Source organism: Halomonas citrativorans (genome assembly GCF_014898005.1).
Lineage (GTDB): Bacteria > Pseudomonadota > Gammaproteobacteria > Pseudomonadales > Halomonadaceae > Vreelandella > Vreelandella citrativorans.
This window is the reverse complement of sequence record NZ_JABUYX010000025.1, coordinates 1-25,236: the sequence shown is the minus strand read 5'-3', so window position 1 is coordinate 25,236 and position 25,236 is coordinate 1. Positions and strand designations below refer to the sequence as shown.

General features: G+C 56.1%; 18 protein-coding genes. 6 read left to right on the top strand and 12 right to left on the bottom strand.

What is annotated here, in order from left to right; all coding sequences use genetic code 11:
- The first annotated feature begins 170 nt into the window (after positions 1-170).
- Positions 171-2,273, top strand: coding sequence for a TonB-dependent receptor (locus INT20_RS15535; RefSeq protein ID WP_303393867.1), 2,103 nt, complete (start codon positions 171-173; stop codon positions 2,271-2,273).
- A 107-nt stretch (positions 2,274-2,380) separates the two neighbouring features.
- On the opposite strand, the gene urtE is transcribed toward INT20_RS15535, so the two are convergent.
- From urtE to INT20_RS15485, 10 genes are all read right to left on the bottom strand, one after another.
- Positions 2,381-3,088 carry an urea ABC transporter ATP-binding subunit UrtE gene (urtE, locus tag INT20_RS15530; protein ID WP_192538647.1) on the bottom strand — a complete coding sequence of 236 codons (708 nt, stop codon included), beginning with the start codon at positions 3,086-3,088 and terminating at the stop codon, positions 2,381-2,383.
- A complete protein-coding gene (gene urtD / locus INT20_RS15525; RefSeq protein ID WP_192538648.1) occupies positions 3,088-3,924 on the bottom strand; it encodes an urea ABC transporter ATP-binding protein UrtD in 837 nt (278 codons plus the stop codon). Before urtD ends, urtE begins: the two co-directional genes overlap by 1 nt.
- Complete coding sequence (gene urtC, locus INT20_RS15520; RefSeq protein WP_192538662.1) at positions 3,921-5,099, bottom strand: urea ABC transporter permease subunit UrtC; 1,179 nt, start codon at positions 5,097-5,099, stop codon at positions 3,921-3,923. Before urtC ends, urtD begins: the two co-directional genes overlap by 4 nt.
- A 6-nt stretch (positions 5,100-5,105) precedes the next feature.
- The gene (gene urtB, locus INT20_RS15515; protein WP_192538649.1) at positions 5,106-6,722 is read right to left on the bottom strand and encodes an urea ABC transporter permease subunit UrtB; all 1,617 of its coding nucleotides are present in this window, start codon (positions 6,720-6,722) and stop codon (positions 5,106-5,108) included.
- A gap of 89 nt (positions 6,723-6,811) precedes the next feature.
- Positions 6,812-8,101: an urea ABC transporter substrate-binding protein gene (urtA, locus tag INT20_RS15510; protein ID WP_225736215.1), complete on the bottom strand. Its 1,290-nt coding sequence runs from the start codon at positions 8,099-8,101 to the stop codon at positions 6,812-6,814.
- Between the two features lie 486 nt (positions 8,102-8,587).
- Entirely contained in the window at positions 8,588-10,087 is a 1,500-nt protein-coding gene (locus INT20_RS15505; protein ID WP_192538651.1) for a tripartite tricarboxylate transporter permease, read from the bottom strand.
- Positions 10,088-10,125: 38 nt separating this feature from the next.
- The gene (locus tag INT20_RS15500; protein ID WP_192538652.1) at positions 10,126-10,608 is read right to left on the bottom strand and encodes a tripartite tricarboxylate transporter TctB family protein; all 483 of its coding nucleotides are present in this window, start codon (positions 10,606-10,608) and stop codon (positions 10,126-10,128) included.
- Positions 10,609-10,719: 111 nt separating this feature from the next.
- A complete protein-coding gene (locus tag INT20_RS15495; protein ID WP_192538653.1) occupies positions 10,720-11,718 on the bottom strand; it encodes a Bug family tripartite tricarboxylate transporter substrate binding protein in 999 nt (332 codons plus the stop codon).
- A gap of 188 nt (positions 11,719-11,906) precedes the next feature.
- Positions 11,907-12,638: a response regulator gene (locus INT20_RS15490; protein WP_192538654.1), complete on the bottom strand. Its 732-nt coding sequence runs from the start codon at positions 12,636-12,638 to the stop codon at positions 11,907-11,909.
- Between the two features lie 32 nt (positions 12,639-12,670).
- A complete protein-coding gene (locus tag INT20_RS15485; RefSeq protein WP_192538655.1) occupies positions 12,671-14,353 on the bottom strand; it encodes an ATP-binding protein in 1,683 nt (560 codons plus the stop codon).
- 164 nt (positions 14,354-14,517) lie between these two features.
- On the opposite strand from INT20_RS15485, the gene INT20_RS15480 reads away from it, so the two are divergent.
- The 5 genes from INT20_RS15480 (at position 14,518) to INT20_RS15460 (ending at position 21,439) form a co-directional block, all read left to right on the top strand.
- Positions 14,518-15,222 (top strand): DUF481 domain-containing protein, encoded by a 705-nt coding sequence (locus INT20_RS15480; RefSeq protein ID WP_192538663.1) that lies wholly within the window; start codon positions 14,518-14,520, stop codon positions 15,220-15,222.
- A 259-nt stretch (positions 15,223-15,481) separates the two neighbouring features.
- Complete coding sequence (locus INT20_RS15475) at positions 15,482-17,038, top strand: BCCT family transporter (protein ID WP_192538656.1); 1,557 nt, start codon at positions 15,482-15,484, stop codon at positions 17,036-17,038.
- A 398-nt stretch (positions 17,039-17,436) separates the two neighbouring features.
- Complete coding sequence (locus INT20_RS15470; RefSeq protein WP_192538657.1) at positions 17,437-18,432, top strand: TAXI family TRAP transporter solute-binding subunit; 996 nt, start codon at positions 17,437-17,439, stop codon at positions 18,430-18,432.
- Positions 18,433-18,553: 121 nt separating this feature from the next.
- Positions 18,554-20,449 carry a TRAP transporter permease gene (locus INT20_RS15465; protein WP_193057259.1) on the top strand — a complete coding sequence of 632 codons (1,896 nt, stop codon included), beginning with the start codon at positions 18,554-18,556 and terminating at the stop codon, positions 20,447-20,449.
- Between the two features lie 72 nt (positions 20,450-20,521).
- A complete protein-coding gene (locus INT20_RS15460; RefSeq protein ID WP_193057257.1) occupies positions 20,522-21,439 on the top strand; it encodes a LysR substrate-binding domain-containing protein in 918 nt (305 codons plus the stop codon).
- A 34-nt stretch (positions 21,440-21,473) separates the two neighbouring features.
- Here INT20_RS15460 and hglS read toward each other — a convergent pair whose 3' ends face one another.
- Positions 21,474-22,835, bottom strand: coding sequence for a 2-oxoadipate dioxygenase/decarboxylase HglS (hglS, locus tag INT20_RS15455; RefSeq protein ID WP_193057256.1), 1,362 nt, complete (start codon positions 22,833-22,835; stop codon positions 21,474-21,476).
- A 1-nt stretch (position 22,836) separates the two neighbouring features.
- On the bottom strand, positions 22,837-25,236 hold a 2,400-nt coding region (locus tag INT20_RS15450; RefSeq protein WP_193057255.1), incomplete at its 5' end, for an FAD-binding and (Fe-S)-binding domain-containing protein.

Genomic DNA, 25,236 nt, shown 5'->3' with positions numbered 1-25,236 from the left:
TCAATTGAAGCGGTGTAGTTCCTCTGTGTTTAAAAATGGAGATCGACATGCCCTTACATTGCCACCACCGTCCCCTACAGCCGACGAGAGCACTACATTGCGCCTCTTGCTCAAACCCTTTATCGCTCGTCAGGAGCGCATTTCTGCTCGCTCTGAGCGCGAGTGCTGTCATGCTGCTGTCTTCACAAGCTCTCGCACAGGCCCAGGAGACCGAGACCCGCAGTACTACTGCCCTAGCACCCATCACCGTACACGGAGAAGCGACATCCGTTAACGATACGTATGCCGGCGGCCAAGTCACCTACAGCAACCGGGCGGGCTTCCTGGGGAAAAGAGACTTCATGGAGACGCCTTTCAATGCCATCAGCTATACGGATCGCTTTATCCAGGATCAACAAGCTCAGAGTATTACCGATGTAATTGCAGCGACGGATCCGAGTGTCTTCAGCAACGGCGTCACCAGTGCCTGGAGCGAAACCTATTCGATCCGTGGTTTTGACGCCAGCACACGTGACGTCACGTTCGGTGGTCTGGCCGGGATGGCCCCCTACTACCGTACGTCTCCAGAAATGTTCGAGCGTATCGAGGTGCTCAAGGGGCCTTCGGCACTACTCAACGGGATGCCGCCAGGTGGCTCCGTTGGCGGTGCCATTAACCTGGTTCCCAAACGGGCTGGCGATGAACCGTTGACGCGTTTCACCACCACGTATATGTCCGACGCCCAGATTGGCGGGCACCTTGATGTCGGCCGACGCCTGGGTGACGACCAGCAGTTTGGCGTTCGCGTTAACGGCGTATACCGCGACGGCGAGGGGGCTGTGGATAACCAGACACCAAAGGTTCAAATGGGCTCTCTGGGGTTGGACTGGCGCGGTGATCACGCTCGACTATCAGCCGACTTGTACAGTGCGGACGACCATATTGATGGACCCGCTCGAGGTATCAACCTGGCCCCCGGCCTGGCAGTTCCGACGCCTCCCGCCCCCGATACACTGATCAACCCGGACTGGGCCTTTGCCGACACGCGCGACAAGGGGGCCATATTGCGTGGCGAATTCGACTTTACCGACGAGATCATGGGGTACGCGTCAATAGGTCAAAGCGAAACCAATTACACCTACAACGGTGCCATGTCAGCCCAGGTGCTTGATGATCAAGGCAACTATCGCACAAGCGTTGGTCAGCTTGCCTTCGATGTCGAAAAAACATCGGCGGAAGTCGGGGTTCGCGGTCACTTCCAGACCGGCGCTGTCAGTCACGACATCAGCGTCAATGCCACCCATTATGAGCACGAGCAGCACGATTACGGGCGCAGAAGCGTTCCCGATGCGGACTGGATCACCAACCTATACAATCCGCAATGGGGCCCCGCCGCTGATTTCATTACACCGCACATCATGCATACAGAGCTACGCTTGAACAGCTACGGTTTGGCAGACACGCTCTCGTTTGCCGATGATCGCATACAGCTGACGCTCGGCGCCCGACGCCAGGAAGTGGTGAGCGACACCTACAGCGTGATGACCGGCACACGTATCTCCCGCTATGATGAAAGCGCGGTCACACCCGCCGCAGCACTACTTTTCAAAGCGACCGACCAGGTATCGCTCTACGCCAACTATATCGAGGGGCTCAGCCAGGGGGCCACGGCACCTATGACTGCCGCCAACGCTGGTGAGGTGTTCGAGCCTTACAAGACCAAACAGAGCGAGGTTGGCGTGAAACTTGATCTGGGTGATTTTTCACACACGCTTAGCCTGTATGAAATAAAGCGGCCCAGCAGCTACACCGACCTGGCAACCAATATCTTCTCGGTTGGGGGCGAGCAGCGGAACCGAGGAGTGGAGTGGAGTTTCTTCGGCAGTCCTCTCAGCAACCTGCGCCTGATGGGGGGCATCGCTTATGTAAACCCAGAAATCACGCGCGCCGCGAGCGATGAAGAACAAGGCAATCAGGCAACCGGCGTACCAGACCTGCAAGCCAAGCTAGGCACTGAATGGGATCTATCCGTAGCACCAGGGCTGACACTGACCGCTAATGCCACCGCGATGTCAGAGCAGTACATTAATAGTGACAACTCCCTATCAGTACCCGGACACACTATTTATGACGTTGGAGCACGCTACGCCTCTAACCTTTCCGGCTATCCACTCACACTGCGTGCCACTGTTAACAATGTGACCGATAAAACGTACTGGGCAATGCCACAACTCTCAAGCCTCGCATTAGGCGCCCCCCGCACCTTTATGTTTTCGGCCTCACTGGACTTCTAGACGACTGTAACAAGCGGTGCTAATGCCATAACACCGAATATTTTTCACTACTAACTCCGTAAAACCTCCCCACCTACGCTCGCCGAGCGGGCGTAGGTGTGGATAACTTAAACCGTTAGGTGCTGCTTGATCAGCTCGTTGGAAAGCTCGCTGATATCACCTTTGGCCACCGGGCGGCCGCGGTCCATTATCACAAAGCGGTCGGCGTATTTGCGCGCAAAGGGCAGCTTCTGCTCGACCAGCAGCACCGTTAGGGCGTCTTCGGCAATCAGCTGGCGAATCACCTGGCCAATTTGCGCGACGATATTGGGCTGAATGCCCTCCCCCGGCTCATCCAGAATCAAGAGTTTGGGCTCGATTACCAGCGCTCGGCCAATGGCAAGCTGCTGCTGTTGCCCGCCGGATAAGTCACCGCCGCGGCGGTGCTTCATCTCCTTGAGCACTGGAAACAGTTCATAGATACGCTCGGGGATTTTTTTTAGTCCGTCGCTGCGTGCGGCAAGGCCGGTACGCAGATTCTCTTCTACGGTGAGTAGCGGAAAAATCTGCCGCCCTTGCGGTACAAAGCCAATGCCCAGCCGCGAGCGCGCTTCCACGGCTTTTTGGGTTAGCTCAACCGCTTCGCTGCTCGCCTGGTAGCGCAACTGGCCACTTTTTACCGCCACTTCGCCCATGATGGCTTTCATCAGCGTGGTTTTACCCACTCCGTTGCGGCCCATCACGCAGGTGCACTGGCCAGCGGGTACGTCCAGGTCCAGATCCCATAGCGTATGGCTTTCCCCATAAAACTGGTTGAGCTTTTCAATTGCCAGCATCAGGCAGCCTCCTCGTCGTCAGCACCCAGGTACACTTCGACTACGTTGGGGTCGCTTGAGACCTGATCCATGCTGCCTTCGGCCAGCACACTTCCTTGGTGAAGCACGGTCACCTTGCGGGCAATTGAGCGCACAAAACCCATATCGTGTTCCACGACGACCACCGACTGCTTACCCGCCAAACCGGTCAGCAGTTCGGCTGTACGCTCCATTTCCTGCTCGGTCATCCCCGCGACCGGCTCATCCACCAGCAGCAAGCGAGGGCGCTGCATCAGCAGCATGCCAATTTCCAGCCACTGTTTTTGACCATGAGAGAGGATCCCGGCGGGCTGATAGCGCAGTGGCACCAAGCCGATGGTTTGCAGCACTTCGTCGATGCGGTCCTTGATTTCGCCGGTCATGCGCGCCGTTAGCGTGGGCAATATTCGTTTGTCAGTCGCCATGGCAAGCTCCAGGTTTTCAAACACGCTTAGCGCTTCAAACACCGTGGGCTTTTGAAACTTGCGCCCGATGCCGAGGCTCGCGATCTCCGGCTCGTTCATATGAAGCAAATTATGGCGGCTGCCGAACCAAACGCTGCCCTCGGTGGGCCGCGTCTTGCCGGTGATGATATCCATCATGGTGGTTTTACCCGCGCCATTGGGGCCGATAATGCAGCGCAGTTCGCCGTCATCGATGGTCAAGTTGAGGTTGTTGATCGCCTTGAAGCCATCAAAGCTTACCGTGACGTCTTCCATATACAGAATCGGGCCATGGCGAACATCAACTGGCGAGGCGTCTGGCGCCATAAAGTCAAACACCCGGTCGCGGGCTTTGAGTGATTGCAGCAAACTCATACGATAGCCTCCTGAGTACCCGCGCTGTCTGATGTAGCGGCACGGCGGCGCTTACGCAGAAGCCCCGCCACGCCTTTGGGTAGAAATACCGTCACGAGAACAAACATCGCGCCCAGGGCAAACAGCCAGGCATCGGGCATTACCCCGGTAAAGATGGTCTTGGCGTAGTTGACTAAAATCGCACCGATGACCGCGCCATACAGGGTGGCCCGCCCGCCAAGTGCAACCCAGAGTACGATTTCGATGGAGAACAGCGGGGAGAACTCGCTGGGGTTAATGATGCCCACCTGAGGCACGTAAAGCGCACCGGCCAGCCCCGCGATCATCGCGGAAACCACAAACACAAACAGCTGAAAGCGCTCCACCCGGTAGCCGATAAAGCGCGTACGCGCTTCAGCATCCCGTGTGGCCACACACACCCGGCCCAGCTTGCTGGAAACAATCGCCCGGCACAGGATATAGCTCAGCGCGAGTGCGACGCCGGTGGCCAGGAAAAGCCCCAGACGTGTGTCGTTGCTGCGTAGGTTAAAGCCTAAAATCTCGCGAAAATCGGTCAGGCCGTTGTTGCCGCCAAAGCCCATTTCGTTACGAAAGAACGCCAGCATCAGCGCAAAGGTAAGCGCCTGGGTAATAATTGAGAGATACACCCCGGTAACCCGCGAGCGAAACGCCAGAAAGCCGAACACCAGTGCCAGAAGCCCCGGCGCCAGCAGCACCATGGCAAACGAGAACCAGGCCATATCAAAGCCCTGCCAGTACCAGGGCAGGCTGTCCCAGCTCAGGAAAACCATGAAATCCGGCAGCTCCGGGTGGCCGTAGGTGCCCCGGTCACCAATCTGGCGCATCAGGTACATGCCCATGGCATAGCCTCCAATGGCAAAAAATGCGCCGTGGCCCAGGCTTAAAATGCCCAGATAACCCCACACCAGATCCACCGCAACGGCAAGCAGCGCATAGCTTAAGTACTTGCCGAACAGGTTAACCGTGTAGGCGTTAACGTGCAGCGGGCTACCTTGAGGCACCACGGTATGCAGCACCGTGACGAGCAGCAGCGCAGCCAACAACACGCCCAGGAAAATCTGCGTGGCGCGCTCGCCAAACGGGCGGGTGAGCCAAAACTGGCTTGATGGTGACGGGGTTGTTGAAAGTGACGGTTTTGAAAAAGATCGTGTCATCATGGGTTAGCCCTCCGCAGCCCGGCCCTTCTGCGGGAAGAGTCCACGCGGGCGTTTTTGAATAAACAGGATGATAAACACCAGTACGATAATCTTGGCCAGCACCGCGCCCGCCCAGGGCTCCAGCACCTGGTTGATCACGCCCAGCGACAGCCCGGCCACCAGCGTCCCCCACAGATTGCCCACACCGCCGAATACCACCACCATGAACGAATCGATGATGTAGTTCTGGCCGAGGTTCGGCCCCACGTTGGTGAGCTGGGAAAGCGCGACCCCGGCAAGCCCGGCAACCCCCGAACCCAGCGCAAACGTCATGATATCCACACGTGTCGCACGGATGCCCATGGAGCGTGCCATGGCGCGGTTCTGGGTCACGGCACGCACTTCAAGCCCCAGGCGCGTGCGGCGCATAATCAGCATCAACGCGGCGAAAACGACCAAGGCAAAGATGAGCACCACCATGCGGTTAATGGTTAGCGACAGCGCATCGTTGATCACCAGCGAGCCGCTCATCCACTCAGGGGTAATCACCGTGCGGTTAAGCGGTGAGATGCCGGTGCGTACCAGCTGCTGCAGAATCAGGCTGATACCGAAAGTGGCGAGCAGCGTTTCCAGCGGGCGGCCTTTCAGAAACTGAATAACGCTGCGCTCAATCGCGACACCCACGAGGGCGGCGACCAGAAAGCCGGCCGGGATGGATAGCACCAGCGCCAGCCCCGGCTGGCCGGGCAATAGCTGCTGCATCATCCAGGTAGTGTAAGCACCCAGCATCATCAGCTCGCCGTGGGCCATGTTGATCACACCCATCACGCCAAAGGTAATCGCCAGACCAATGGCGGCCAGTACCAGTACCGACCCCAGGCTCAAGCCAAAGTAGAGCGTTTCAACCCCACGGTTGATTTTCAGGTTCTGTTCCACGCTGACAAGCGCGGCGCGGGCGGCATCCGCAACTACCGGGTCGTCGCCATTGGCTGCGCGGTTCAGAGCCACCCGAGCACGGGGATGCAGGCTGCCGGTAAGCGCCTCGACGCCGGCCATTTCTCCCTGCTCGGCGCGATAAATCGCCACCGCCTGGCTTAGCCGGGTGCGCACCTGACTATCGTCTTCTTCCAGTATCAGTTCATTGATCGGTTCGACCAGCTCGCTGTCCACTTCGCCCAGCAGTCGAGCGGCGGAGGTGCGGCGGCGTTCCAGATTGGGCGAGTAGAGATCCACCACGGCAATCGCACTGCGCAGCTGGTTACGCAGGGCGTTATTGATGCCCACGCGGTCCAGATCGCGACGTGACATTTCACCCAGCGGTTCATTCGTCAAGGCGTCTGCCACCGGCCACTCGCGGCCACTGTTATCGAGTACGACAACAAATTGACCATCGTCGGCACGCTGCAAGCGGCCATCCAGCAGGGCCTGCAGCCAATCACGGGCGCGCTCGTCGTCGCTTTGTAAAATGGCGGTGATGGCCTCGCCTTTATCGCGGTAAGAATCAACATCCAGTGCGTCAAGAAGCGCAAGCGCAGCGGTATCATTAGGTGAGGAATTGGCGGTGTTTGTTTGTGCCTGCGCGGTGAGGGTGACCCCCAACAGCAGGCAGCAGAGCATCGCCAAGGAAAGGAAACGCCTCATAGGGTTCTTCCTTTGGTTATCCAGGTGAGAAGGTAGCGTGCTCCTTGCCGCGCCGGGGCGCGGCAAGGGAGATGTTTTAGCGCAGTTAATTACTCGGCGAGTGCCGCTTCGGCTTCTTCAGCGGCGGTGCTGCCACCGCACGAGCCGTTCACGACGTTAAAGTTGCCGCACTCCATGGGCTTGCGCCAATCGGCAATCAGATCACGCGAGCCGGGCAGGTAATCAGACCAGGCATCACCCGCTACCGTTGAGGGCGTTTGCCAAACGATGTCGAACTGGCCATTGTCCTGAATTTCACCAATCAGCACTGGCTTGGTGATGTGGTGGTTAGGCATCATCGCCGCATAGCCACCGGAAAGGTTGGGTACGGTCACACCGATGATGGCGTCTTTTACCGAATCGACATCGGTAGTACCCGCTTTACGCACCGCTTCGGCCCACATGTTGAAGCCAATGTAGTGCGCTTCCATGGGGTCATTGGTGACGGTTTCTTCGTCGCCGGTGTAATCGATCCAGGCGTCGATAAAGTCGTAGTTATCGTCGTTATCGACGCTCATAAAGTAGTTCCAGGCAGCCAAGTGGCCCACCAGCGGGCCGGTATCAATACCGGTAAGCTCTTGCTCGCCAACCGAGAAGGCGATAACCGGAATATCGGCGGCGTCGATCCCCTGGTTAGAAAGCTCGGTATAAAACGGCACGTTGGCATCACCGTTAATCGTCGAAATCACGGCGGTCGGTTTGCCCTCTTCACCAAAACGACGGATTTCTGACACGATATTCTGCCAATCGGAGTGGCCGAACGGTGTGTAGTTGACCATGATGTCTTCTTGCGCAATACCGTGCTCATCCTTAAGGAAGGCTTCGAGGATACGGTTAGTGGTGCGCGGATAAACGTAGTCGGTACCGATCAGCGCAAAGCGCTCAATGCCGACTTCATTGATCAGATATTCAACGGCAGGAATGGCCTGCTGATTAGGCGCCGCCCCGGTGTAGAACACGTTTTCTGATGACTCTTCGCCCTCATACTGCACCGGGTAGAACAGCAGGCCGTTTAACTCTTCGACCACCGGCAGCACGGCCTTACGCGATACCGACGTCCAGTTACCGAAAATGACATCAACCTCTTCCTGGGCCAGCAGTTCACGGGCACGTTCGGCAAACAGCGGCCAGTTAGAGGCCGGATCAACCACTACCGCCTCCAGTTGGCGGCCCAACAAGCCCCCAGCGTCATTTTGCTGCTCAATCAGCATCTCGACCGTATCCTTGAGAACGGTTTCACTGATCGCCATGGTGCCGGACAGAGAGTGCAGGATACCGACCTTGATCGGGTCGTCGTTCTGATCGCCGCTTTGGGCAATGGCCTGGGCGCTTGCACCCATCACTGCGGCGGCCAGTAGAGAAGTAATAAAACGGCGAGAAAGGACATTGTGATGTTGTATGGCCACTTGAATCTCCTTGCACCCTTTATAGCTGGGGCTTGTTATGAGGGCTTCGCGACCGAGCTGACTGCCATTACGCGTGATTATTATGGGTACGGCATCGACTCGGTACGTCCACGAGGACTTAGCCACTAGCATTTGCAAGGGGTGCGCCACATTGAAACAAAAGCTAGTATTAACTTTTAAATCAATTGCTTGGATATATTTAAAAAGCTACCATTCTGATCTTTTGCACTGCGGTAGCGCGTCCATGCATTTGCGGCGCACACTTCTTATGCACCAGGACGACGCTTTGCACCAACAGTGCACGTTAAGGCTTCAGATACAAAAAAACGCCCTAGGAAACTCCAGGGCGTTTTGGATTAGAGCTTGAAAGAGCACTTAAAGAAGTACCCAAAAAGTACTTAAAAAAGCACTAAAAAATGCTTATTCGGCAGCCGCTGCCGCCCGCTTACGACGCTTTTTCAACAGCGGTAAGCCAAGCGACAGTAACGCGATTACCAACAGCGAGAGTGAAATCGGCTTATCAATAAACGTCGTCCAGTCACCGCCGGAGATCTGCAGCGCACGGCGCATGGACTCTTCCATGATATTGCCCAGAATCAACGCCAGGATCAGCGGGGCCGCCGGGAAGCCAAACAGGCGCATGCCCAGGCCCAGCAGGCCAAAGCCCAACAGCAGCAGCAGGTCAAACACGCTAAAGCTCATGCCGTAAACGCCGATCATGCAGAAGATTAGAATCAGCGACAGCAGCAGCGGCTTGGGGAGGTCGAGAATTTTGGCAATCAGCGGAATCAGCGGCAGGTTCAAGACCAGCAGGAAGATGTTGCCGATATACATACTGGCTACCACGCCCCAAAACACGTCCGGGCGTTGCTCAAGCATCATCGGGCCAGGTGTAACGCCCATCACCAACAGCGCGCCCAGCAGTACCGCCGTGGTGCCCGAACCCGGTACACCCAACGTCAATAATGGTACAAATGAGCCGGTACACGCCGCATTGTTGGCGGCTTCAGGAGCTGCCACCCCTTTAATGTTGCCCTGACCGAAGGTATTACCATCTTTGGCAATACGCTTTTCCATGCTGTAGCCCAGAAACGAGCCAATAGTGGCGCCAGCACCAGGCAAAACGCCGGTGAAAAAGCCCAGTACCGAACTGCGGCCAACCGGTCCGGCGATCTCTTTCACTTCAGAACGGGTTAGTTTTAGCGAGCCAATCGCATTGCGTGGCGTCTCTTTACCGCCCCCGCCACGCAGCAGCATGTAGAACACCTCAGCGAGCGCAAAAATACCCAGCGCGACCACCAGGAAATCAATGCCGTCAAGCAACTGCGCCGAACCAAAGGTAAAGCGCTCAGTACCAGTTTGCATATCGATGCCGACAATCGAGATCATTACCCCGACAACCGCGGCGATTAAGCCTTTTACCAGCGACTTATCAGACAGCGACACAACGGCGGTCAGGCCCAATACCATCAGGGCAAAATATTCAGCCGGACCAAAGCTAACCGCCACCTTGGAGAGCAACGGAGCCACCAGCATCAAGAAAATGACCGACACCGTGCCGCCCACAAAAGATGAATAGGCGGCTATGGCAAGCGCTTTACCCGCCAGCCCTTTCTTGGCCATGGGATAGCCGTCAAACGAAGTAGCCACCGTGCCCGCCACCCCTGGCGCATTAAGCAGGATGGATGACGTGGAGCCACCGAAAATAGCCCCGTAATAAACTCCCGCCATGAGAATCAAGCCAGAAGATGGCTCCATGGCAAAGGTAATCGGAATCATCAAGGCAAGTGCACTGATGGGGCCTAACCCCGGCAGCATGCCAATAATCGTGCCAGCAAACACGCCGGCAAAAACGTAAGCGATATTGATCGGCTCAAGCGCGATGCCAAAGCCGTACATAAGATTATTCAAGGCATCCATGAGAGTTACCCTCTTAAAGACCTGCTAAAACGGCTTGTTTAGAAAGGCAAAACGCCCGTCGGTAGATACACATCCATGACCCGTGTCATGGTGAGATAGAGGGCTAATACCACTCCCAACGACGTGGCAATGTTGACTATTAGGCGGCGATAGCCGTAGTAGGCAGTCAACCCTACGCATAGCAGCGTGGAAGCCAGGACAAATCCTAACGGCACTAGTAGCAGCGCATACGCTGCAATCGCCAGTGACGTGACAATAACGCGCGCCCAAGGCGTCAGCAGCAGCGGGCCCTGAGTGGCTTCTTCGTCAATCTCATCTGCGCCGGCTATCGCGCCAGGTTTTTCAAAAAACAGAAAGGCCGCCAGCAGCAGCAGAGCGACACCTAATACCTTGGGGAACAGGTCAGAATCGACCGGGCGTGGCAACGGAAACGTAGGCACTTGCCACGCCATGGCCAAATAGGCAGCAGCGAAGAGCGCCAGTACCACCGCCAGCCACTGGTTGGTATTCAATTTAGTCATTGGAATTCTCCGGGAGCACACGCCCAGTCGTTTCGGACAGGGACGTCACGAACAGACGCACCCAGCGGCACATTGGCCGCTGGGATAACACAGCATTGCTCTATAGGGTGTTTATTGGCGCAGCAGGCCAAGGTCGCTCAGCACGCTGCTGAACTGCTCTTGCTGCTCATCAAGGAAGACACCAAATTCTTCGCTGTTCTGATAGGCATCGATCCAACCTAACTGGTCGCTTGCCTGACGCCAGGCATCGGTTTCGAGCATTTCAGCGAACAGATCTTCGTAGTAGGCAACTGCTTCTTCGGGCATATCCGGGGTGCCCATCACGCCACGCCAGATGTCGAAGGTGTAATCGATACCTTGTTCCTGGTAGGTCGGCACGTCAGCTAATCCACCGCCCAGACGCTCTTCGGAAGATACGCCCAGGGCGCGCAGTTGACTGCCCTCACCCAGTTGGCCCACCGACTCACCCGCACCGGTAATGACCGCTTCAATATGCCCGCCCATCAGGTTGGTCATGGCATCGCCACCGCCTGAGAACGGAATATAGTTAATGCTTGAAGCATCAAGGCCAGCTGCCGAAGCAAGGCCTGCGACAGAAATATGATCCATCGAGCCCGGCGCACTGCCGCCGCCCACGCTCAGGCGGGGATTCTCTTTGAGTGCCGCAAACAGATCGTTAAGATCCTGATATTCAGAGTCTGCGGCTACCAGAATGATCGAGTAATCGGTATTGATGCGTGCCACCGGGGTGAAGTCGGTGTGATCGTAGCGCGACGCACCGGCAAGCGGAACCAGAATCACTGGTGGGCTAGTAGCAAACAGTTTGTGTGGGTTACCGCTATCACGAGCGATTTGCGCCCAGGCCACCGCACCACCACCGCCAGGTACGTTGATTGCGGCAAAGTTCTTGTCAGCCAGTTCTTCTTGCTGAATAACACGCGACATGGTGCGCACCAGCGTATCCCAGCCGCCACCCGGGTTGGCGGGGGCAACGAACTCAATCGATTTGCTCGGCGTCCACTCCTGAGCCTGGGCAGTGACACTCATACCCGCCAGAGCGGCCATCGGTAGGGCAATTACGGCTAAGCGCTTCAAGGAAAGCGAGGTCATTTGGCGTTCTCCACATATATATGTTGTTGTGTGGTCCACTGTTATTATTTCGTGGTTACGCCGCGAACGTTAGAAGAGGTCGCCCCTTGCCGACAAGTTTGTGAACATAAAGAACAAAAAGTGCATTGTGAGCGTTTTGTTCATTATGCTCACGCACTGGGTTTATAAATAGGGCTTGTAAATAGAATTTATAATGTGTCCATCCACTCCCGGCCCCGCTCAAGTAGGCGATAGCGGCGCTCGGGACGCCCCACATCGCCATAACCTAGCTCAGCAGCCACGCTCTGCTCGGCGACCAGAAATTCCAGATAGCGGCGGGCAGTCGAGCGGCTTGCGCCCATGGCTTTAGACACCTGCATCGCCGTTAGCGGCAGCGACGAGATCGTCAATGCGTCGATCACGCTGCGCAGCGTTAATCGATCAATCCCCTTGGGCAAACTGCCCACCGGCGTGCGGGGGCTGGCGTCAGGCATCAAGCGTGCCAATACTTGATCCAGCTCATCCTGGTTCATTTCATTTTGATTGGCCAGCGCTTCGCGCTCACGCTGAAAACGCATGAGCGTCTGGTGCATTCGAGAGGCTTCGATGGGCTTGATCAGGTAGTCAAAAACACCACAGCGCAGCGCTTCACCGATGGTGTCGACCTCGCGTGCAGCGGTCACCATCACGATATCCACATGCACATAGTCGCGCCGAATGGCCCATAGAAGCTCTAGCCCCTCTACATCCGGCAGATAGGCATCCAACAAGATCAAATGGATATGGTCAGCATGCTCGGCCATCAGGGCTTTGGCTTCGCTGCCATTGCGCGCCATACCCACTACGTGAAAGGCATCACTTTGCTCAATGAAGGTCTTGTGGATGTCGGCGATGCGAAAATCGTCTTCGACAACCAGAATGCCGTATTGGGTTGCAGGCATGCTCACTCCTTTTACGGGCGTCATTATTATGCTTAGGGCGCATCAGGTTCAGCGCACAGTGAGCGGTCCAGCACTGCAATAAAGCAGGCGCCGCCCAGCTCGCTCTCTTCAAGCGTTACGGCACCACCATGCTGTCGGCAAAGCCTTGCCACCAGCGCCAAGCCGATGCCGCAATGCTTGCCCGCTTTAGTAGAAAAGCCTTCCTGGAACACCGACTCGGCATGCTCGGGGAGTACGCCTGGACCATTATCCTCTACTTCAATCAGCAACTGCTCACCCAAATCAGTGAAAAACAGTCGTACGCTGGGCGCGCTGCTATTAGGGCCGTTAAGCGCGGCGTAACAGGCATTATCCAGCAGGTTACCGACCACACTCATCATGACTTCCTGCCCGGTCGGGGTCAGCGGGCAGGAGAGCGAGCTCTGCTCGTCGATCTCAAGCGTCACGCCCAGTTCACGTGCCCGGGTAAGTTTACCCAACAGTGTACCGCTGAGCACCGTATCGGCGACATTGCGCATCAAGAAACTCATCTGTGCCTGCGCCCGCTCGGTTTCCTGATGAATGAGCGCCAGCGCCTCGTCAATGCGCTCAAGCTGAAGGAGCCCGGAAATGGTATAGAGCTTATTGGAGAACTCATGGGCTTGGGCACGCAACATATCCACATCCCGGCTTGCCTGGGTGAGCGCCTGGGAAAGGTCGATGATTTCCCGACGGCTTCGAAACGTGGCCACCGCGCCTTCGATTTCTCCCTCATGCAGAATGGGCACCCGGTTAACCACCGCCGGGTGGTCACCCAGCCACATCTGCTGATCAAACTCCTGCTCGCCGTGCTTGAGCACTTCCAATAGGCGGGTGTTGGGCACCACATCCTGAATCGGCTGGCCCAGCATGACATGCTCATCGGGCAGATTGAGAAAACGTCTGGCCTGTTGATTCACAAGAGTAATATAGCCATCGCGATTAACCGCCAGGATACCCTCGTGAATGGACTGCAAGATGGCTTCTTTTTCCATTGCCAGCCGGGCGATTTCATAAGGCTCCAGGCCTAGAATCACCTTCTTAAGGTGCTGGGATAACCAATACGCACCGGCAAAGCCCAAAGCAATCATCAGCGCGACGAGCGCCCAGCCGAAGCTGGTGTAACGCGCAACATCCATCTCTACCCGGTCCATCATAAAGCCGACGGAAACGAGTCCGATAATATTGCCCTCTTCATCCCAAATCGGGGTTTTACCGCGCATAGCGGTCCCCAATGTGCCGGTCGCCTCGGACACGTAGGACTGACCATAAATAAGCGCCTGGTCGTTATCCCCGCCCACCATCGCCTCGCCAAGTCGCTCTGTGACAGGGTGTGAATAGCGAATCGACTGCGCATTGCCGACCACCACATAGCGCGCGCCAGTTTCTATACGCACTCGCTCTGCAAGTGGCTGAATGATCAGCGCCGGGTCAGGCGTGGCAAACGCATTTACAATCTGCGGCATGCCCGCCACCGTTTTTGCAACCGCCAATGCCCGCTCGCCCATCTGGTGGCTGATAATCTCTGCTTTGCGGTGATTGAGATATGTACCTTGAGCCAGTAGCATGCCGGCCAGCAGTAACCCCACCAACAGCATTACCTGCAAACGAAAGCTACGTTTATACCAGCGACGTTTCGCACGAGTACGGCGCCAGCGCTGTAATTCAGCTAAGGTACGGGGGCGGGTATCAGTCATGGCGGAACTCAAAATGCGCGACAACGTCATTATGACATGCGCAGCAAGGGGGCGTTAATCGCCATCTTTTATGTCATTCAGGGAGGCGTTGGGTGTTCAGCATATTTAAACGCGTTATTTCGTCGAACGGCTGTCTGTTTATCAGCACTACTTATTTAAGTCTTATGCTTGCCAGTCCGGCGGCCGCTAATCCTTTTTATGCGCCCCCGCCACCCACCGACGACGCACCGATTTTTAGCGGCGACGCTGAACTTGGCTTTACCCACCTTTCCGGTAACACCAATAGTCAGACGCTGATTGGCAAGTCCCGCTTGACCTGGCTGACCGGCGATTTTATACATTCGCTGCGCGGCGAGGTGCGTAACGTGAGCAAGGATGGCGAAACCAGCGCCGAGCAGTATCTGGTAGCTGGCCGCGAGCGCTATGATTTCAACGGCCCACACTACGTGTTCGGCTTTGCCCGCTGGGAGAAAGATCGCTTTGCGGGTTACGACCAGCAGCTTTCCGTGATCGGCGGTTATGGCCGCCAGCTGTTAGAAGGCTCGCGCCATTCTCTTTCGCTTGAGGCAGGCCCAGGCTACCGGAATGACCGCTTGCGCGACGCTGATAACGAACAGCTTGCGGTTGCCTATACCGCCTTGGCCTATCACTGGGGCTTTTCGGATTACGCTGATATCGAGCAGGAAATGTCGGTGGAGTACACCCAGCAAAACATCACGGGCAGATCACTGACAGCGCTCACCGCCAGGCTCAACTCGCGTATGTCGCTACGCTTGTCCCATGAAATTAAACACAATTCTCAGCCGCCGGACGACGCCAGCGAACGCACCGATAACACCACCAGCGCCTCGCTACTTTATCACTGGTAGTCAAAGCAACACTTATGTTGGCTGGCCAGCCAATATTAACACCGGCTTTGTTTTTTTCATCGCTCCAGTATGGTGCATTGCCTTGTTTTAAGCTCCCATATTTAAGCATCCAATCCAATCACGTTCGACTTTGGTCTAGTCGCACGATATACTAGCGCCAGTTTCCTGTCCTCGCGCCATTCAATGAATGGCGCTTTTTTTTTGCTGCGCTTTCCGCATTTGCGCTGTTTCCTCATGTTCCACCAAGGTGTTCTTATTGATGAACCAACCAATCTCCGATGCTGAAAGCTATAAGCATTCTTCGCTTGGCGACCCCATCGTACTCACGTTAAGCATTGGCTTTATCGTGCTTTTTCTAGCGCTTTCCTTTTACGATCTGGACCTTGTCGCTGACTCGATCAGCCAGGGTTTTGCCTGGAGCGCGCTGACCTTCGGTACCTACTTCCAGTTTCTGATGCTGTTGACGTTCTTCATCGCCATCGGGCTTGCGCTGACGCCAGCCGGCAACGCCAAGATCGGCAACCTGGATGCACCGGAACTGAGCACCTTTAAGTGGCTTTCGATCATCTTGTGTACGCTGCTGGGCGGTGGTGGTGTCTTTTTCGCCGCCGGTGAGCCGATCTATCACTTCGTGAACGTGCCGCCCACCTTCGATACCGACCCGGGTGTGGCCGCCGCAGTGCCTGGCGCGCTCGCGCAGTCGTTTACCCACTGGGGATTCGTCGGCTGGGCAATTCTGGGGTCGCTCACCGCAATCGTGCTGGCCCACGCCCACTACGTGAAAGGCCAGCCGCTGCAACCACGCACCCTGCTCTACCCGTTATTCGGTGAGCGCGTAATGCGTGGCCCGCTGGGTGGCGTCGTGGATACCTGCTGCGTATTGGCAGTGGTAGCGGGCACCGTCGGTCCGGTCGGCTTTCTGGCGACCCAGGTCAGCCATGGCCTTGAGGTGCTGTTCGGGCTGCCTAACACCTTCGTTACCCGGCTTTTGGTTCTGGCGACCCTGGGTATGGTGTACGTGCTTTCAGCGGTCAGCGGTGTACACAAGGGCATGCAGCTCTTGAGCCGCTTCAATGTCATGCTGGCGCTGGGCATCGGCGCGGTCATCTTCTTGTTCGGGCCGACGCTGTTTCTGTTCAACAGCTACTTTGCCAGCATGGGCACGTACCTGGACAACTTCTTCAAGATGGTCACCGCCACCGCGGAAACCTCGCCGGCGGATTGGATGCAGTGGTGGATCGTGTTCTTCTACGCTTGGTTCATCGCCTTTGCGCCCTTGATGGCGATCTTCGTAGCGCGCATCTCGCGCGGGCGTACCATTCGCGAGATGATTCTGGCCGTGGCGGTCATCGCCCCCATCGCCACCACGGTCTGGTTCACACTGCTGGGCGGCTCAGGCATCTACTACCAGTTGACCGGCGTGATCGAACTGACCGATGCGCTGACGAACTTTCAGTTCGATATCGCCACGCTCACCTTGGCCCAGGCGCTGCCTGGCGGTACCTGGATGGCGCTGGCAATCCTGCTGCTGACGACCATCTTCGTGGCCACCACCGGCGACTCCATGAGTTACTCCATTGCCATGGTCGGTGCGGGCCACGATGAGCCCAGCCCGTTTCTACGCGCCTTCTGGGGCGTGACCATGACGATCATGGCCGCGGTGCTGCTGGCCATGCGTGAAGGCCAGATCGCCGCACTCCAGCAATTCATCGTGATTACCGCCGTGCCGGTATCTTTGATTCTGCTGCCCTCCCTTTGGGATGGCCCGAAAGCGGCGTTCGCCATGGCCCGGGAGCAGGGCATTATTGACAGCTAGCGACTCTGGTAAATCTTTCTCATCTGAATGTGATGTGCATGGCCTTATTGTATGAGGCCATGCATTCCCACATTGAATACAAACAATGCTAATTTTAACTAGCATTTTACAGAGTTAAGCTACGCCGCTCCCCTAGTTATAAGTAACTTATGAAATTTAATTTCATGTAAATGGTGCTTTTGTAATTAGCTGACAAGCAATTCTCACTCTGACTATGAGAAAATGGAATGCATACGCAACTTAATTTCTTTTGTCTGCTGCCCCGTGTGTGTGAACAATAGCCAGTCTATTTTCCGCTCTCTTTTCCGCTTAGTCACTCTTCACTCATAAAGCGAAGACTTGATCGAGCTATGGGCGCATCTGAATTATTAAAAATAATTTTATTAGCAGGAGTTAATATGAAACCTTACCTGTCCAAGGTCTGCTGTGGCTTAAGTGCTGGTCTTTTACTAGCGGGATGTAGTAGCGACAGTAAGCCTAATATCGCTATTGGGCCTCCTGCCAGTACAACGCAAAGCGTTTCCCAACTGCTGTTTGATGCCTACGGTATAGGCAAGGACAAATACAGCACGTATCAAGAGGGCTTTGGCGCTGCACTTGATGGCGTACAAGATGGCAACATTGATATTTCGATCGGCATTCTTGGTTTGCCTTCAGGTAGTATTGAAAACCTGCAGGCTTCAAGCGGTGACGCTCGACTATTGGGTCTAAGTGACGAGGCGATCGACTACATAGAAGCCAATAGTGCCTATAAGCGTTTCACGATTCCCGCAGGTAGCTACGACTTTCAGGACCAGGATGTAGAAACCATCACGGCCTACGCTGTCTTGGTCGGCAATACCCAGACGATTGATGAAGAACTCGGCTATGAGCTGGCGCGTTTGATGCATGAACACGCTGAAGAGAATACACACGCTCAGTCAGCCTTCATGACCCTGGAAAATGCCTTGAACGGCTCTGAAGGCCTGCCGATTCATCCTGGTGCCAAGCGCTACTATGAGGAGCAAGGGCTGACGGTCGATAACCCCGTGGCAGAGCTTGGTGATATCGAACCGAAAAGTGAATTCGTTCTGGGCACCGGTAGCCAAGGCGGTACTTATTACCCACTGGGTGGCGAAATGGCGACTATCTGGAATCGTTACCTGGATGGCCAGAATTTTACCAATATCGAAACCGGTGCCTCCATCGAGAACCTGGTCAGCATCCGCGATAACAATATGGACCTGGGGATGACGGTTCACGCCCCGGCGCAAGACGCCGTTGCAGGCCGTGGTGAGTTCGACGGTGGTGCTATCGATAACGTCGCATTCATCGGGCATATCTACCCGGAAGTCATCCAGATTGTCACTCGTGACCGCTCCGAGATCGAAAGTCTGGGCGACCTGGCCAATTAATTTGTGATCCCTTCCCGCCGCTGGGTAAACCAGCGGCGTCATCCGCATGAGGCTTAATCGTGGATAAAAAAAAACTCCTGACGAAGCATCTCTATTAGAGAAATATGATCGTGAGTCTCAGATACGCTCGCCGCTGCAATTAGGCAAATGGGCATGGCTCATTACGTTAATGGGCGTATCACTCACTTGCTTCCACCTTTACACAGCTTATTTCGGTACGCTTCCTTCACAGCAGCAAGGTGCTGTTCACCTTGGCATGGCTCTTGGGATGATCTTCATCCTCTTTCCTGCCACACGTGGCGCCAGACCTCGCCGCGGCGTTCCCTGGTACGATATCGTACTGGCTTTTGCAGCAACCTTTGCAGCCTATTATAAAATCATTTTTTACGAAGAGGTGTTGCGCGCCCGTATTACCGGCTACTCAACATTTGATCTCACCATAGCCGTTCTGGGTGTACTGTTTGTTCTTGAAGCGACCCGCCGTACAGTCGGCATGCCTATTGTTATCATGGCAGCGATAGCGATTTTGTATGCGCTATTTGGCAACCTGATTCCGAGCCCTTTACTCTCCCATCCGGGTTTTGCACTTGAGCAGATCTCGCCGTATTTATGGTTTAGAGAAAGCGGTGTGTTTGGCACTCCTCTGCAAATATCGGCGCGCTTTATCTTCCTGTTCTTATTCTTCGGCGTTGTGTTAATGCATACCGGCGTAGGTCGGTTTTTTAATGATTTGGCTTTTGCCGCCACCGGCCGTTTTACCGGCGGAGCAGGTAAAGCAGCCGTCATGGCTAGCTCACTACAAGGCATGATTTCCGGCAGCTCGATTGGTAATACCGTAGCTTCTGGCTCGTTCACTATTCCCATGATGAAGAATGCACGTTTCAAGCCTGAAGTAGCAGGCGCCATTGAAGCCTCTGCCTCCACTGGTGGACAGATCATGCCGCCGCTAATGGGGGCTGCCGCCTTCATTATGGTGGAATACGTGGGTGTCTCTTACCGGGAGATCATGTTCGCCGCGCTAATCCCTGCCATCCTCTATTTCACCGGTATTTTTATTGGCGTTCACTTTGAAGCCAAGCGTCACCGTATCCTGGGGCTTCCCAAAGACCAGCTGCCCAGCAAGCGTAAACTGCTGCTGGAAAAAGGCTATATGCTGCTGCCGCTGCTCGTTATTGTAACCACGATCAGCATTGGGTTTACGGCTCAGCGAGCGGCGTTACTGGGCATCGCTTGCGCCTTTGCGGTGAGCTTTATACGTAAAGATACTCGGCCTTCATTGAAAGGTATTTTAAATATCTTCGAACAAGGGGCTCGCGTGGCTTTACCGGTCATTGCCGCCGTAGCTTGTGCGGGCATAATTGCAGGCGTAGTGGGCATGACTGGCATGGGTGCGAAATTCGCAGCCGGTATTATCAGTTTAGCTGATGGCGTATTGATACTCGCCCTACTGTTCACCATGATCGCCTGTATCGTTCTGGGCATGGGGCTACCCACCACGGCCAACTATGTGGTTACCGCTACTATTGCGGCACCAGCACTCATCAACGAGTTTGGCCTTCCACCCATGGCGGTGCACCTGTTCGTGTTTTATTTCGGCATCATCGCTGATATCACCCCGCCAGTGTGTTTGGCTGCCTTTGCTGGCGCAGGTATCGCTCAAGCTAACCCGATGAAAACCGGCTTTACTGCCGTTAAACTAGCCATTGGGGCCTTTATTATCCCCTACGCGTTTATCTATAACCCAATGCTGGTATTGGTAGACCCTACACCGCTTGGGTTGATCAGTGCGTTGGCCTTCTCACTATTAGGCATCATGGGAGTCAGCAGCGCATTACTGGGTTACTTTATTCGCGACTCCCGCGTATGGGAGCGTCTAGTACTCTTGGCCGCCGGGCTTGCCATGGTGGTGCCTGAGCTAATGACCAGCGGCTTGGGTTTGATTGCCATGGCAGCCATTGGTTGGTGGCAATCACGTCGTAAGGATATTTTCCAGGATGCTCAGCCACTCGCTTCATGAGTTATGATCACCTCTACATCACCCCGGCGTTTGACCACCGGGGTGATTCACAGGTTATCAGGAGCATCCCCTTTGGCCTCACGCAACCTTCCTTCAACCGCCGCTATGCAGTGCTTTGAGGCGGCGGCGCGCCATATGAGCTTTACTCGGGCGGCCGATGAGCTAAGTCTGACCCAAAGTGCCGTCAGCAAACAGGTCGCCCACCTTGAGTCAACGCTGCAACATAAGCTATTTCGCCGCGTAAGACGCACGCTTGTGCTCACGCCAGAGGGCGCCATCTTTTTAAGCGACGTGCGCAAGGTACTCGCCCAGATTGAGATGTCGACCCACACCATCATGACCTATAGCGGCAACAGTGAAGTACTTAAAGTGGCCACCCTGCCAAGCTTTGGCAGCCGCTGGCTAGCGGACAAGCTGCCCCCCTTTTTAGCCGCAAACCCGGGTATTAGCCTGGAATTTCATGACCGGGTGGAAGACTTTGATCTTGAGCAACAGGATATTGATATTGCGTTGTTTTACGGTCACGGTAGTTGGCCTAACCTTGCCTGCCATAAGCTGGTGAATGAGGAGATGGTCGCGGTTGCCGCCCCATCGCTTCTGGCTCGGCACCCCATCCATACTGCGAGCGACTTGGCCCAGTTGCCACTACTTCACCTGTCTACCCGCCCGGATGCCTGGCACCACTGGTTTGCAGGTCAAAAGATCACCACTGATCGCAGCTACCACGGCACCCGCTTTGAAACCTTTCCCATGCTGGTACGCACCGCCATGGCTGGCGGCGGCGTTGCCTTAGTGCCTCACTTTACCGTGGATGAAGAGTTGGCCGCCGAGCGCCTTGTGCTCGCCTGGCCGCATCGGTTGTACAGCGAAAGTGCGTATTATCTTGTCTACCCTGAGCATTTGGGTGAGCTGGGTAAAGTACGCCGGTTTGTGGCGCATATAACGGCGAGTGCCGAATGCTGCGTATCAACCACTCAGGCCACCGATTAGGCAGCCTGAGCATCACCGCAGACTGAAAAGCGGATTACATCGCTAATGACGCCAGCACGCGCTGTTTGGAAGCCTGTTCCCTTTCGGCATAAAGCGCCAACTCGTCAGTCACCGGGGCGCCAAGTGCTTCTTTAAACGCTTCACGGTTGGCATTGCCCGTATAGGCTGCGTTTTCGCCACCGCCCAGGTTTGACTGAAAAATGCCCGCCGCACTGACCGGCAAGAAGTCTTCATAGGTAATCGGCTGGGCCTCCACCAGGCCTTTGGTAATTAGGGCGTCTATATCGGTACGGGCATTACCTGTAGCAGCTTTTCCGGCTTCTGTGAGGTGATAGTGGAAGTAGGCCAGACCTTCGCGGCGCATTGCCTCATCGCTGTCCGGCATGGTGGCAAAGACCTTATCCATAACGGCCTGGTGAGCGTTGTTATCCAGCCCGGCGGTTTGCTTGCGGCCTTCGTTAAGCAGCTGGTCATAAAGCGCGCGCCCTTTCGGCGTTAATGCCATACCGCGCTGCTCAATTTCGCCAAAGCGGGCGGTATGCGTGCCCTGGGTATCGCCTGCAAAGCGGATCGACTCCTCTAACGCTTTAAAGCTTGTCTGGCGCAGCAAAATGGGCGCTTCACGGCGCGGCGGGCCTTCGATGACCACCTTCGGGTTCATGCCGACGCTGGGCATACGGCGCTGAACTTCGTCGATATCCAACGTGCGCGGCGTTAAATGGTTGATATGCGGCCCACGAAAACACACTACATCGGCGATCAGGCGGTGCTCATTACTCAGCGCTTGATAAGTCTCCAGATCGACCGTGGCATCCTGGTGCCAACGAAACGTTTCCAAGGCCTCTGTAACAAACTGATCTGCTTCCTCAGCGGTTAACCCGCCTTGTGACTCAAAGCGTTCAATCAGCTCACGCACTTTGGGCGTAAAAATATCCCGTTGGGCGAGGATTTCCTCAGCACGCTGGCGCAGCAGCGCACTATCGATAAGTTCCAGGCGCAGCAGCGAGGTAAAAATACGAAACGGGTTACAGGCCAGCGCGTCGTCCTCAATAGGGCGAAACGCGGTGGAGTGAACCGGCACCCCAGCTTCAGAAAGATCGTAATAGCCCACCGGATACATGCCCATCACGGCGAACAGGCGGCGCAGCATGGATAGCTCTTCGGCTGAACCCACGCGAATCGCTCCGTGGCGTTCTACGCTCAGGCGCGCAAGCTCGCCCTGAGCCTCCAGGCGACGGCGTAACTCTGGCTGCTGGCGAAGCGTCTCCTGATTCACCTGCTCAACCAACTTTAGCAACGTGCCGTATTGGGGGACTTCCGTTTGGTACATCGCCGACATGGCGCTGGAGAAACGGTCTCGAATAGCATTGGTGGCTAAAAACACGGACTGGGTCATTTCACAGCTCTCTATGCATGTTGTTACGGTGAAAAGGAATACTCGATTTCAGCTGCACTAATAGTGCTTGAAGGGGGTGTTGTAAGCTTATATGCGAAAAACGCTTCACCTGGCTGCGGCACGAATACCCCGTGGCCAGTAGCCTGTCGGCGTTTTCCTCTGCCTCGACCTGGGGTTGCCAGGATTGGGCATAAATCGTTTTGGACGTTTCGGCATTGCGCGTTTCATGGCCGTAGGTGCCGGACATTCCACAGCAGCCGGTATTGACCAGCTCCAATGGCAGGCCAAATGCGGCAAATACCTGCTGCCACGCCTTCGGGCTTCCGGGGGCGTTGGTTTTTTCGGTGCAGTGCGAAAGCAGCTTAAAGCCGGGGGCATTGGGCGTTAGCTGTCGGGGTGCCAGGGTGGGCAGCCGAATAGCCAGCCACTCCTGCAGCATCAATACCTCGGGCACGGCGTCGGGTCCCAGCGCTTTTACGTACTCCTGGCGGTAGGTCAGGGTCATCGCCGGGTCGATCCCCACCATGGGCACCTCAAACTCGCTTAAGGCGCGCAAGCGTTTCGCCTGCTTTTCGGCCGTACGCTCAAACGCACCCAAAAAGCCCTGGACGTGTAGTGGCTTGCCGTTGGCGCTATAGGGCATCACCAACACGCGCAGGTTGAGCCGTGAGAGTAGTTCGACCACGTCCATGACCAGTTTGGCTTCAAAGTGCGTGGTGAACGCATCCTGAACCACAATCACACTATTGGCGCGCTGCTGGTCGGTGAGCAGAGCAAGCGAGGTGGGCGTGGCTTCCGCCACGCCCCAGGCACGCAGCTGCTTTTTCACGCTGGCGCGGGAGAGCAATGGCGAGTCGCTCATGCCCACGCTACGGCGCATCAGCGTTTCCACCCAGCGCTGGCCCATCACGGCGTTATACAGTGGCGCTGCCTTGGCAAGCGTGGGCAGTATGAACTCTGTGCTGCCTATCACGTAGTCGCGCAGGGGGCGTAAATAGCGCCCGTGATAGACCTCTAAAAACTGCGAACGGAACTGCGGCACGTTGACCTTGATGGGGCACTGGCCCGCACAGGATTTACATGCCAGACAGCCGGCCATGGCGTCGTAGACCTGATGAGAGTAGTCGTGATGCTGCTGGCGGCTGAACGTATTCGCCAGGCGTTTCGGGAAGTGTTTAACAAAGCCCCATTGGCCTTCCGCCTTTTTCTTGCGCGACTCCTCGACCACGTCGATGCCCGCCTGGGACTGCAGGCGCAGCCATTCACGCATCAGGCTGGCGCGCCCCTTGGGCGAGTGAATACGGTTTCGGGTCGCCTTCCACGACGGGCACATGGGGTCGTCCACGTCGTAGTTGTAGCAGGCGCCGTTGCCGTTGCAGTACACCGCTGCGTCATAGGCCTGCCAGGCGCGCTCATCAATGGTGCGGTCCAGCTGGCCGCGCATCGGCACGGCGTCGATGCTTAGCAGGTTCGGGTCGCTGTCTTTGGCGATCAGCGCGCCGTTCTCTGCCGGTGAAGCGATCTTGCCAGGGTTAAGCTGGTTAAACGGGTCAAACGCGGCCTTGACCCGCTGCAGGCTGGGGTAAAGCTCGCCAAAAAATTTGGGCGCATACTCGGAGCGTACCCCTTTACCGTGCTCACCCCACAGCAGCCCGCCGTATTTTTGGGTCAGGGCGGCGACTTCATCGGAGATGTCCCGAATCAGAGCTTCCTGGGCCGGGTCTTTCATGTCCAGCGCGGGGCGCACATGCAGTACGCCCACATCGACATGCCCAAACATGCCGTAAGCGAGCCCGCGTGCGTCCAGCGCGGCGCGGAACTCGCTAATAAAGTCGGCCAGATGTTCTGGCGGTACCGCGGTGTCTTCAACAAACGGCAGTGGGCGCTTCTCACCCTGCACATTGCCTAAAAGACCCACCGAGCGTTTGCGCATGCCGTAAACCGCGCTGATCTGCTCACGGCCTTCGGCCAGGGTATAGCCTAATCGCGTGACCGTGGCATCCCGGTTCAGGTGACGCGTAAAGGCCTCTACCTGCTCGGCCAGTGCCGCAGGGTCGTCGTCGCTAAACTCGACCAGGTTGATACCTCGAATCGGTGTGTCGCTCTCGGGGAAGAACTCGGCCACGCTGTCCCACACAAAATCGGCCATGGCAAGCGTGAGCACCGTATCGTCGATGGTTTCGATTGACACAGGCCTGGCGCTGGCCATCAGCGTTTTGGCATCGCGCAGCGCATCCATAAAGCGGGTATAGCGCACGTTAACCAGGGTGGTGTGTTGGGGAATGGGCAGTACGTTCAACACGGCTTCGTTCAGAAACCCCAGCGAGCCTTCCGAGCCACACAGCAGGCTGTTGAGATCAAGCGCATGCTGGTCGTTGCGCAGGTGAGCCAGGTCGTAACC

Bases quoted from the DNA above. Each gene is read 5' to 3' on its own strand.
- INT20_RS15480 (WP_192538663.1), top strand. From the start codon at position 14,518: ATGCTTGCCAGTCCGGCGGCCGCTAATCCTTTTTATGCGCCCCCGCCA.
- INT20_RS15495 (WP_192538653.1), bottom strand. From the start codon at position 11,718: ATGACCTCGCTTTCCTTGAAGCGCTTAGCCGTAATTGCCCTACCGATG.
- INT20_RS15485 (WP_192538655.1), bottom strand. From the start codon at position 14,353: ATGACTGATACCCGCCCCCGTACCTTAGCTGAATTACAGCGCTGGCGC.
- INT20_RS15470 (WP_192538657.1), top strand. From the start codon at position 17,437: ATGAAACCTTACCTGTCCAAGGTCTGCTGTGGCTTAAGTGCTGGTCTT.
- INT20_RS15535 (WP_303393867.1), top strand. From the start codon at position 171: ATGCTGCTGTCTTCACAAGCTCTCGCACAGGCCCAGGAGACCGAGACC.
- urtB (WP_192538649.1), bottom strand. From the start codon at position 6,722: ATGAGGCGTTTCCTTTCCTTGGCGATGCTCTGCTGCCTGCTGTTGGGG.
- hglS (WP_193057256.1), bottom strand. From the start codon at position 22,835: ATGACCCAGTCCGTGTTTTTAGCCACCAATGCTATTCGAGACCGTTTC.
- INT20_RS15475 (WP_192538656.1), top strand. From the start codon at position 15,482: ATGAACCAACCAATCTCCGATGCTGAAAGCTATAAGCATTCTTCGCTT.
- urtD (WP_192538648.1), bottom strand. From the start codon at position 3,924: ATGAGTTTGCTGCAATCACTCAAAGCCCGCGACCGGGTGTTTGACTTT.
- urtE (WP_192538647.1), bottom strand. From the start codon at position 3,088: ATGCTGGCAATTGAAAAGCTCAACCAGTTTTATGGGGAAAGCCATACG.
- INT20_RS15500 (WP_192538652.1), bottom strand. From the start codon at position 10,608: ATGACTAAATTGAATACCAACCAGTGGCTGGCGGTGGTACTGGCGCTC.
- urtC (WP_192538662.1), bottom strand. From the start codon at position 5,099: ATGACACGATCTTTTTCAAAACCGTCACTTTCAACAACCCCGTCACCA.
- urtA (WP_225736215.1), bottom strand. From the start codon at position 8,101: ATGGGTGCAAGCGCCCAGGCCATTGCCCAAAGCGGCGATCAGAACGAC.
- INT20_RS15505 (WP_192538651.1), bottom strand. From the start codon at position 10,087: ATGGATGCCTTGAATAATCTTATGTACGGCTTTGGCATCGCGCTTGAG.
- INT20_RS15490 (WP_192538654.1), bottom strand. From the start codon at position 12,638: ATGCCTGCAACCCAATACGGCATTCTGGTTGTCGAAGACGATTTTCGC.